General features: G+C 70.7%; 8 protein-coding genes and 1 pseudogene. 1 reads left to right on the top strand and 8 read right to left on the bottom strand.

Annotated elements, in window-relative coordinates:
- The 7 genes and pseudogenes from JWP83_RS31275 to ssd all read right to left on the bottom strand — a co-directional run.
- Positions 1-82: pseudogene (locus JWP83_RS31275) on the bottom strand (helicase); the annotation flags it as partial.
- Between the two features lie 31 nt (positions 83-113).
- Positions 114-404: a TadE family type IV pilus minor pilin gene (locus JWP83_RS16720; RefSeq protein ID WP_297731998.1), complete on the bottom strand. Its 291-nt coding sequence runs from the start codon at positions 402-404 to the stop codon at positions 114-116.
- Between the two features lie 35 nt (positions 405-439).
- Entirely contained in the window at positions 440-649 is a 210-nt protein-coding gene (locus JWP83_RS16715) for a DUF4244 domain-containing protein (RefSeq protein ID WP_297731993.1), read from the bottom strand.
- An 18-nt stretch (positions 650-667) separates the two neighbouring features.
- Positions 668-1,267: a type II secretion system F family protein gene (locus JWP83_RS16710; RefSeq protein WP_297731989.1), complete on the bottom strand. Its 600-nt coding sequence runs from the start codon at positions 1,265-1,267 to the stop codon at positions 668-670.
- A 73-nt stretch (positions 1,268-1,340) separates the two neighbouring features.
- Complete coding sequence (locus tag JWP83_RS16705; protein WP_297731985.1) at positions 1,341-2,138, bottom strand: type II secretion system F family protein; 798 nt, start codon at positions 2,136-2,138, stop codon at positions 1,341-1,343.
- Positions 2,135-3,298 carry a TadA family conjugal transfer-associated ATPase gene (locus JWP83_RS16700; RefSeq protein WP_297731982.1) on the bottom strand — a complete coding sequence of 388 codons (1,164 nt, stop codon included), beginning with the start codon at positions 3,296-3,298 and terminating at the stop codon, positions 2,135-2,137. Before JWP83_RS16700 ends, JWP83_RS16705 begins: the two co-directional genes overlap by 4 nt.
- Entirely contained in the window at positions 3,295-4,341 is a 1,047-nt protein-coding gene (gene ssd, locus JWP83_RS16695; RefSeq protein ID WP_297731995.1) for a septum site-determining protein Ssd, read from the bottom strand. Before ssd ends, JWP83_RS16700 begins: the two co-directional genes overlap by 4 nt.
- 490 nt (positions 4,342-4,831) lie before the next feature.
- Between ssd and JWP83_RS16690 the strand changes: the two genes are divergently transcribed.
- Positions 4,832-5,689, top strand: a complete 858-nt coding sequence (locus tag JWP83_RS16690) for an HAD-IB family hydrolase (RefSeq protein ID WP_297731980.1) — start codon at positions 4,832-4,834, stop codon at positions 5,687-5,689.
- A 429-nt stretch (positions 5,690-6,118) separates the two neighbouring features.
- On the opposite strand, the gene JWP83_RS16685 is transcribed toward JWP83_RS16690, so the two are convergent.
- The coding region (locus tag JWP83_RS16685) for an oxidoreductase (protein ID WP_297731977.1) at positions 6,119-6,800 on the bottom strand (682 nt) is incomplete at its 5' end.

The raw sequence follows: 6,800 nt of genomic DNA, 5'->3' as shown, positions 1-6,800 counted from the left end.
CGGCCTGCGCACGATGACGTGCCACCACCGCCGAGCCGAGATACGCGCCCGCCCCGGTGGCCCACAGCAGCACCACGACCATCGCGGCAGCAAGTACCGTCGCCGAGCCACGATCATCCCTGGGGCTCGGCCGCCGCGACCGCCTTGGCCGCAATGTCCAGCGAAGGCAACAGTTTTGAGTGCGCAACCACGGTGGCAACGAGGAAATCACCGTCGCGGCGCACCTGGACCCGCGACCCGGCGGGCGCGATGCGGCGCGCCGCGTCGAGCGCCGAACGATCGTCGCCACGCGCCGCCAGCCGGGCCGCCTCGCGGGCGGCGTCGACGCAGCGCACCTGCATCGACACCGCGGTGACACCGGCCAGGCACAGCACCAGCACCACGACCAGCGTGGTGATCGCCAGCGCCGCCTCAACGGTGCTCGCGCCCGCACAACCCGCTAGACCTTGGTGTTGAGCGCGCGACCGATGATGTTGGTCAGCGCCGAGACGATGGAATCGCCGGTGACGACGGTGTAGAGGATCGCGCCGAACGCGGCCGCCGCTATCGTGCCGATGGCGTATTCGACCGTGGACATGCCCGACTCGTCGGTCGCCAGCACGGCTACGCGCGCCAGGAATGCGCGAAACATGTTGATCATCTTGACCATTGAAGCCTTCCTTTCCTTTCACAGCAGGCCTGACTGCAAGACGTCACCGGCCAGCCCCGCCACCACCGGGACGATGCCCAGGCACACAAACGCAGGCAAAAAACAGAGACCGAGCGGTCCGGCGATCAGGACCCCGGCCCGCTCGGCCGCCGCGGCGGCCGCGTGCGCGGCTTCGTGGCGGGATTGGTCGGCCAATTCGGCGACGCCGCGGGCCAGCGCCGCGCCCGAGGAAGCCGAGCGCCGCGCCAACCGCAGCAGCGCATCGATTTGCGCGTCGGCCGAGCCGGCCGGCGGATCCGGCGAAATCGACCACGCCACTGCGGGATCCGCGCCCAGCGCCAGCAGATCCGCGGCGCGGCGCAACACCCGGGCCAGCTTCGGTGGTGCGGACGGGGCGGTCGCGGCCGCGGCCGTCGACACCGCCATGCCCGCTTCCAGGCACACGGCCAGCACGTCGAGGCTGGAGGCGACCTCCAGCGGGTCCGGCCCACGGCGCTGCCCCGCCAGCACCTTCCCGCGCCGATCAGCCCCTGACGGGATACCCGCACGCGCCCGCACCGCCGATGGGCCGGGGCCGATCCAGAGCGCCACGGCCAGCAGCACCGCCGCCGTCGTCATGCGCCGCTTCTCCTCATCGCTTCGTCCCCCGCAAGCGGGCGGTGCCCCCACCGCATCATCGCGCCGGCGCGGCTCACGCCTCGATCCGATCGGTGATGCGGTCGCACCACAGCAGCCCGCCGCAGGCCAACAGGGATCCCACGACTAGCAGCCATCCACCGGCGTGCCCACTCAACAGAAAGCTCAGCGGTCGCGCCCCGATCAGTTGACCCAACAGCACGCCGAGCACCGGCAGGCCCGCCAGTATCGTCGCGGTGGCGCGAGCCCCGGCCATGCTGGAGGATACGCGCGCCGAAAAGCGTTGCCGTTCGGCGATATCGCGTTGCGCGGCGCGCATCAGGGTGGCTATCGCCAGCCCCTGGTCATTGGCCAGCCGCCAGCACACCGCGAGCCGATCCCACTGCGCGGGCTGCGCCGACGATCCTGCGGCGGCCCGCAGGCCGGCCGTGACGTCGGCGCCCAATCTGGCCCGCGCCGAAACCGCCCGCAACGACACGGCAACCGCCCCTACGGTTTCGGCGGCGGCGATGCGGAACGCGCGCACCGGGTGCGAGCCCACACGCAGCTCACCGACCAGCACGTCGAGGGCGGTTTCCAGCGTTCGGCCCTCGTGCGAGGCCCGCCGGATACGGCGGCGCCGACGGTAACGCAGGCTTGCCGTCGCGCCCACTATCCCAGCGGCGAGGACCGCCGTCAGGGGCAGCAGGACGGCGGCGGCCACGAGGCCGCACGCGGCAACGCAAGCCGCCCCACCCCGGCCGGCCACGGGCCGCCGAACACGCGCCGGCGTCGGCAACCGGCGCCGCGGCGACGACGGAAGCACCAGCAGCGCAACCGATAACAGCAGGGCGGCAACGGTGAGGCCGTTCATGCCGACATCCGGCTTCGCAGCAGGCGATGCAGATCCCCCGCGTCGTCGGTCGTGCCGCGGTCGACATGCCACGCGGTGACCGCCCGCACCCGCCCATCAACCTGGCGCAGCACGGCTATCTCGCCCAGCCGGCGCCGACCGGTCCGGTCGCGCGCCACGTGCAGCAGAACCTGCACCGCCGCGGCGAGCTGGCTGTGCAGTGCCGCCCGGCCGAGGCCGCCCAGGGCGCCCAACGCTTCGAGGCGGGCGGGAACCTCGCCCGGATTGTTGGCGTGCACCGTGCCCGCGCCGCCGTCGTGGCCGGTGTTCAGCGCCGCCAGCAAATCGACCACTTCGGCGCCCCTGACCTCGCCGACCACGATGCGGTCGGGCCGCATCCGCAACGCCTGCCGGACGAGTTCACGCACCGGGACCTCGCCGACGCCTTCGACGTTGGGGCACCGCGCCACCAGCTTGACCAGATGCGGATGCCGCGGCGCCAGCTCGGCGGCATCCTCGACGCACACGATCCTCTCCGTGGGCGGCACGGCGCCCAGCATCGCGGCGAGCAACGTCGTCTTGCCCGCACCGGTGCCCCCGCACACGAGGAACGCCAACCGGGCCGCGATGACATCGGCAATCAGCGCGCCGGCATGGGGATCGATCGCGCCGGCCGCGGTCAGGGCCGCCAAATCCTGAGTGGCCGGCCGCAACACGCGCAACGACAAGCAGGTGCCGCCGGCCGCGATGGGCGGCAGCACCGCATGCAACCGCACCGCGAACCCTCCGGCACCGATGCCGGTCAGCTGGCCGTCCACCCAGGGCTGCGCGTCGTCGAGACGCCTACCGGTGGCCAATGCCAGCCGCTGCGCCAGCCGCCGAACCGCCGCCTCGTCGGCGAAACGAATGCTGCTGCGCCGCAGACCGTTTCCGTCGTCGACCCAGACCGCGTCGGGCGCGGTGACCAGGACGTCGGTGGTGCCGTCCGCGCACAACAGCGGTTCGAGGATGCCGGCACCGGTCAGCTCGGTTTCCAACACCCGGAGATTGGCGAGGACCTCGGTATCCCCGAGCATCCCGCCGGACTCGGCCCGGATCGCGGCGGCCACCACGCTGGGTCGCAGCGGGACGGATTCGGATGCCAGCCGCTCGCGGACCCGTTCAATCAGTGAGCCGCTCATGCCGCGCTGCCCTTGCGCCCCGATCCCGCGGGCAGGACGGCGAGCACCCGGCGAGCCGCCTCGGTGAGCGGACCACGCCGTCCCAACCGCAGGCCACCGCGCTCCAGCTGCCGGACCAGTTGCGGCTCCGCTCTGATCGACGCGAGCAGCGGCAGGCCGGTGATGTCGGCGACCTCGGCCGCCCGCAATCCGCCGGGCGACGGGCCCCGCACGACCAGCCCGAGATTGGGATTGGTCGCGGCGAGCACCGGGGCGATGGCCGCGGTCGCCGCGCACGCCCGCACGTCGCAGCGGGTGACCACGACGACGAGATCGGCGGCATCCAGCGCGGCTTGCGCTGCATCGGTGAGACGACGGGGAAGATCGCAGACCACGGTGACCCCACCGCGGCGCCCGGCATCGATGACGGCGTCCACCGGCGCACCGCCCAGCTCGTACCCGCGGCGAGTGCCGGACAGCAGGCTGATTCCGCCGAGCCGCGGCAGCGCCTCGCGCACGGCCGACCAGTTGAGCCGTCCGCCCTGCAACGCCAAATCCGGCCAGCGCACGCCCGGTGTGCCCTCGCCGCCCACGAGCAGATCGATGCCGCCGCCCCACGGGTCGAGGTCCACCAGGAGCGCTTCGCCGGCGGCTTGCGAAACGGCGACCGCAAACAACGACGCGCCGGCCCCGCCGCAGCCCCCGATGACGGCGACGACCTCACCGCGCGGGCCGTCATCGCGCGCGGCTTCGCCGGCCTCGGCGAGCTCACGAATCAATTCGCGCTCTCTGTCGGGCAGCTTCAGCACATGTTGGGCGCCGACCGCGACCGCCGCCGCCCAGGTCGCCGTCGCGGGTTCGGCGACCGTCACGACGCTGACGTGGGCGCGTCTCGGCAGCGCCGCCCGCCCGCACCGATCCGCCGCCGCCTCGTCCAGCACCACCGCCGCGGCCGCCGACCATGTCTTCCGGCTCACCGCGGACCCGCCCGCGTGGACCACCCGAACGCCGACCGCGGCGGCCACCCGATCCAGTTCGTCGCGCAACTCCGGATCCGTCAACACCGCCAGCACGCCCGAAGTACCCGCCGCTTTCGGGCGGATGGTGCTAGTCACCCACTCACCCTGCGGGGCCGTGACCTTGGCACACCAGTCCCAAAGCCGGATTTGTGAATAGAGACGCGAGTGTGTACAAACGCGGGGCCGGGAGCTCACCCCCGACGGGGAGGACACCGTCTCCGCAACGCGCACCAGCCGGTGGCTCGACGCCTAACCGCGGAAAAAACTTACCCCAGAAAAGGGACGACCCCCGCCAGGGGGGGAGGAGGCGAGGGTCGTCGTGTATCAGCCCCGGGGGGTCGGGCTGATGCACCCTCGGCTCAGGCCGAGTAATTCTTACTATACACATGACAGTCCGCACTAACGCAAGTAGCTGTTCCATCGAAAAGTGCGTTGAGCCGCAAAAATACCGACGGTATGTTCTTCAGAGCGTCATGAGCGGCCGTTTTGGGCCCAACCTCGCGGCGGCGTCGGACTAGCGACCTATGCTGGTTCAGTGACCGTCTCCGACTCGGCCGCGCGGCAGCAAACCTCATCGGAAACACCTGCAACCGCGGCTCCCCGCGCCCGTACTGCCGCCTTCTTCGACCTAGACAAGACCATCATCGCCAAGTCCAGCACGCTGGCTTTCAGCAAACCCTTCTTCAGCCAAGGACTGCTCAACCGACGCGCCGTGCTCAAGTCCAGCTACGCCCAGTTCATCTTTCTGCTCTCCGGCGCCGATCATGACCAGATGGACCGGATGCGCATCCACATGACCAACATGTGCACCGGTTGGGACGTGGAACAGGTCAAGTCGATCGTCAACGAAACGCTGCACGACATCATGACCCCGCTGGTGTTCGCCGAAGCCGCGGACCTCATCGCCGCTCACAAGCTGTGCGGCCGCGACGTCGTCGTCGTCTCGGCGTCCGGAGAAGAGATCGTGGCCCCCATCGCCCGGGCGCTCGGTGCCACACACGCGATGGCGACCCGGATGGTGGTCGACGACGGCAAGTACACCGGCGAGATCGCGTTCTACTGCTACGGCGAAGGCAAGGTGCAAGCGATCCGCGAACTGGCCGCGCGCGAGGGTTATCCGCTCGAGCACTGCTACGCCTACTCCGACTCGATCACCGACCTGCCGATGCTCGAGGCCGTCGGCCACCCCAGCGTGGTCAATCCCGACCGCGGCTTGCGCAAAGAAGCCACCGAGCGCGGTTGGCCCGTCTTGATGTTCTCCCGCCCGGTGTCGCTGCGCGACCGAATCTCGGCACCGTCGGGCGCCGCGATCGCGACCACCGCCGCGGTGGGCGTCACCGCGCTCGCCGCCGGCGCGGTGACCTACTCGTTGCTGCGCCGCTTTGCCTTTTAGCGGCGCAGCAAACATGCAATTCGCGCGAGAGATTTTTGCTTCGTATTTAGGCCTTGCTGTGCTAGGGGTCTAGTAGTACAAAGGAACCACGGAAGCCCGGTGAGGCCTAGGTCGATCCGGAAGAGAAGGATCGTTCTCCCGAACCGGGCGCCCAGCACGGAACCCGGCACCCACGCGGAGTCATAGCCGCGATAATGGCAGAAGTGTTGCGGGCCTGCGTAATTGCGAAAAGTGGATGGCGTCGACAGCCCTTTGGGTGGGGTCGCAGCCGGAAGCGTCGCAAGATCGCCGAGGCCAACCCACGCAGCCCAGAAATGCACGCTTGGTAACCGAGTTCCGTGCTAGCGGGCGGCGGACCGAATATTTCGGGACGTCGCCCGCTTTACATTTGTGAAACATATTTTTTGGCGCCGGTTCGGTGCCCGTCGGCTACCGATTCGGTAGCGATTCGGCGATCGCCAAAGCCTCCTGCGCACCGGCCTGCAGCGCCCGGCAACACAGCACCAGCCAGGCGCCGACACCGTCCGGTGTGCCGTCGGCGAATCCCCGTGCGGCGTCGCGATAATCCGCCGGCTGCCGCATCCAACTCACCTCGGGCACCCCCAACCCGTGCGGGTCCAGTCCGCTGGCGATCGTCACCAGCCGCGACACCGCTCGGGCCACCACGCCGTCCGCGCTGCCAAACGGCTTGAGCGTCAGCAGCTCCCCGTGCGCGACCGCGGCCACCACCGGCGCCGGCGCAGACGTGCGGCCGGTCACCAGCTCCCCCAGCAACTCCAGGCGCGGCCCAATTTCGGCATCGGCCCGCGGGCGCCCCAGCCGATCGTTGTCGACCTGGTCGGCCGCCGCGAGCACGTGGAGGCGGGCCAGCGCCTGCAGCGGCGCCCGTTGCCATATCCCGACCAGGGGCCCTCCCCCACCCTCCAGCGCCTGGGCCACCCGCAGCGCCCCGCCGAACACCGGCTCACTCACCTGCGCGGCGTCCGCCAAATCGTCGAGCCGCACCGGACCGCCATCGAGGACCGAGGAGGCGCGCGCCGCGCGCAACGCCGCTTCGGCGGCCGTCAGCGGCCAGCGCCGCAGGTTGGCCGGGTGTCGGTGGGCGCGGCCC

The organism is Mycobacterium sp. (genome assembly GCF_025965855.1).
GTDB lineage: Bacteria > Actinomycetota > Actinomycetes > Mycobacteriales > Mycobacteriaceae > Mycobacterium.
The sequence above is the reverse complement of the archived record's forward strand: the minus strand, read 5'-3'. Positions and strand labels throughout refer to the sequence as shown.